The organism is Commensalibacter sp. Nvir, from assembly GCF_963921845.1.
Lineage (GTDB): Bacteria > Pseudomonadota > Alphaproteobacteria > Acetobacterales > Acetobacteraceae > Commensalibacter.
This window is the reverse complement of record NZ_CAWUGZ010000033.1, coordinates 1-2170: the sequence shown is the minus strand read 5'-3', so window position 1 is coordinate 2170 and position 2170 is coordinate 1. Positions and strand designations below refer to the sequence as shown.

General features: G+C 37.4%; 6 protein-coding genes. 4 read left to right on the top strand and 2 right to left on the bottom strand.

All coding sequences use genetic code 11. The features are described from left to right. Positions 1-184, top strand: a 184-nt coding sequence (locus tag AABE15_RS02485; RefSeq protein ID WP_338329704.1) for a phage antirepressor KilAC domain-containing protein, incomplete at its 5' end; no start/stop codon positions are given. 12 nt (positions 185-196) lie between these two features. Further along, positions 197-496, top strand: coding sequence for a hypothetical protein (locus AABE15_RS02480; RefSeq protein ID WP_338329703.1), 300 nt, complete (start codon positions 197-199; stop codon positions 494-496). A 33-nt stretch (positions 497-529) separates the two neighbouring features. Here the strand turns inward: AABE15_RS02480 and AABE15_RS02475 are convergent, their stop codons facing one another. After that, entirely contained in the window at positions 530-1093 is a 564-nt protein-coding gene (locus AABE15_RS02475) for a hypothetical protein (RefSeq protein WP_338329702.1), read from the bottom strand. Positions 1094-1189: 96 nt separating this feature from the next. Between AABE15_RS02475 and AABE15_RS02470 the strand changes: the two genes are divergently transcribed. After that, the gene (locus tag AABE15_RS02470; RefSeq protein WP_338329701.1) at positions 1190-1339 is read left to right on the top strand and encodes a hypothetical protein; all 150 of its coding nucleotides are present in this window, start codon (positions 1190-1192) and stop codon (positions 1337-1339) included. A 60-nt stretch (positions 1340-1399) separates the two neighbouring features. Here AABE15_RS02470 and AABE15_RS02465 read toward each other — a convergent pair whose 3' ends face one another. Next, complete coding sequence (locus AABE15_RS02465; RefSeq protein WP_338329700.1) at positions 1400-1564, bottom strand: hypothetical protein; 165 nt, start codon at positions 1562-1564, stop codon at positions 1400-1402. A gap of 155 nt (positions 1565-1719) precedes the next feature. On the opposite strand from AABE15_RS02465, the gene AABE15_RS02460 reads away from it, so the two are divergent. After that, a partial coding sequence (locus tag AABE15_RS02460; RefSeq protein ID WP_338329699.1) for a BRO family protein occupies positions 1720-2170 on the top strand: 451 nt, incomplete at its 3' end.

The following is a 2170-nucleotide window of genomic DNA, read 5'->3' as shown; positions in this document are numbered from 1 at the left end:
TTATCGCAGGAATGGAAATGCAACTTGGCTAGCGTATCAAGACAAAATCCAACAGGGGCTTTTGGAACACAAAGTAACGGAAGTTTCTCGCAGTGATGGAACGACAAAAATCATCGAGCAGGCGAAGATCACTCCCAAAGGATTGGTTAAGCTTGCCGAGCTTCTCAATCGTAAAGCAGCGTGAGGAGGCAGTGTTGTGAAACTCTCTGCATTTATTAATTTAGAAGACGTTCGGAACCAAAAGCCTGCGTCGAAAGATTTTATTGACAAGGCTGCCTTTGTTGCTTGTAACGTTCCTGTTGCGTTTAGTATTATTTATAATTTAATGGAGAATTTGAAAAACGATCTTGAAGAAGAAGAGATTTTTAATGGAAGCGTAGAAATTTTTTTGTTTCAGTTAAGATATATGTTGCAGGCTGTTGAAACAAATGCGAATAAGCTGCGTAAAACGCTTATTGACTCAGGTTACAGAGACTTTTTATCTTATCAAGATTAACCCACGAAGCCACCCATTGTGGTGGCTTTTTCGTTATTCGACGGTATTTATTACTTGGGGGTGATCAAAATTTCTGAGATCAAATTCGTATTGAGCAGCTCCTTCACTAGTCGGAATTTCGATAATGGCACTGCGATGGGTTTCAAATTCGTGTAATAACAAAGGAGAAGTCAGCACGTAACTAGAATTATCTGTTTTGCTTATACTTTCCAAATAGATAGGCGTGAACGATTGAATGGGTTCATCATTAAATTTTATAGTGATAGTGCAAATGTTCGAAGGGTTCTTGCAAGGTAGAACATCGAATCCTTCAACCATAATATGTACTACATTGTAATTTGGTTTTGTACAATTAGGCCCTGCATCTTTTTGGGGAAAGTCGTTTATGATTATATCACTTACAGAATTATTAAGAGATCCATAAGTTTCACTTTTTTTAGAGGAAATAATCATTCCAGAATTGTGCTTATTGCGTAATTTATCGTAGCTACAAACTTTCACCCATTGTGATTTAATCGCCGGGTCTTGTGCCTTACTTTGTTGGGTGAGGAGGCCAAACCCAACCACGATTATTCCCATCCACAATAATTTTTTCATCAAATATTCCTTCTTAAATATTGCCTAAACTATATCCCTCTTTTTTATGTTTACCAAGCTACCCATTGCGGTGGCTTTTTTATTGAAAGGTATCCCATGACGGTACTGGACGAATTCATCTTACAATATTCGATTAATGTCAAAAACGCACAAGCCTTGAACCAATTGCAAGCCAAGCAAAAACTGTTTGGCGATGGTGCCAATCGCTTTGTTGGGGACGTAAGGGGAAAGGGTGAATGTTTATAGTTTATTTTTATGAAACAAAATTAGAAAAATATAAAAGTTTAGTAAAAACTTTTTTAAGAATTATTCCGTTTCAGTTGGGAGTTTTAAACCTTTTTCGATTAGCTTTCGAATAGCTTCAGATCGCGAAGGCAAATCTGTTTGCTTTCGTCTCCATTCATCTATGGCATCAATTATTTTCTTAGATGCAACGATCTGAATTCGTTGGTTTAACTTTTCATTTGTCATAAAGAATTGATAGCAAAATACACATATTACGTCAAGTGTGTAAAATGTGTTGCTATTTTTAATTATTATGTGTAACTTACACATATTAGAGAGGGAAGCTGTTGACCTTCCCTCCCTATGTTAGTCGTAATTCACATATGAAGGATATTACAACCATGTCGAATATTATACCATTTCAATTTGAAAATACAGAAATTAGAGTTGTGAACCAAAATGCCGAGGCTTGGTTTGTAGGATCAGATGTTGCAAAGGCTTTAGGGTATTCTAAACCAAGGAATGCTATTGCTCAACATTGTAAATCTGCCATTTCTATAGGGGCCCTGAATCAGGGCGCCCTCGATCCACAAACAAAAATCATTCCTGAACGGGATGTTTATCGTTTAATTATGCGATCCAAGTTACCTTCTGCAGAAGCGTTTGAAGAAAAGGTTGTTGGTGAAATATTGCCCTCCATTCGTAAAACGGGTGGGTATATGGCAAGTATTCCCGACGAGACACCAGAGCAAACACTTTCACGCGCTTTATTATTAGCCAAAGATACGATGGACAGGCAAAAACAAGAAATTGCTCAATTAAAACCGAAAGCGGAGGCATTGGAACGGATTG

Bases quoted from the DNA above. Each gene is read 5' to 3' on its own strand.
- AABE15_RS02475 (WP_338329702.1), bottom strand. From the start codon at position 1,093: ATGAAAAAATTATTGTGGATGGGAATAATCGTGGTTGGGTTTGGCCTC.
- AABE15_RS02470 (WP_338329701.1), top strand. From the start codon at position 1,190: ATGACGGTACTGGACGAATTCATCTTACAATATTCGATTAATGTCAAA.
- AABE15_RS02465 (WP_338329700.1), bottom strand. From the start codon at position 1,564: ATGACAAATGAAAAGTTAAACCAACGAATTCAGATCGTTGCATCTAAG.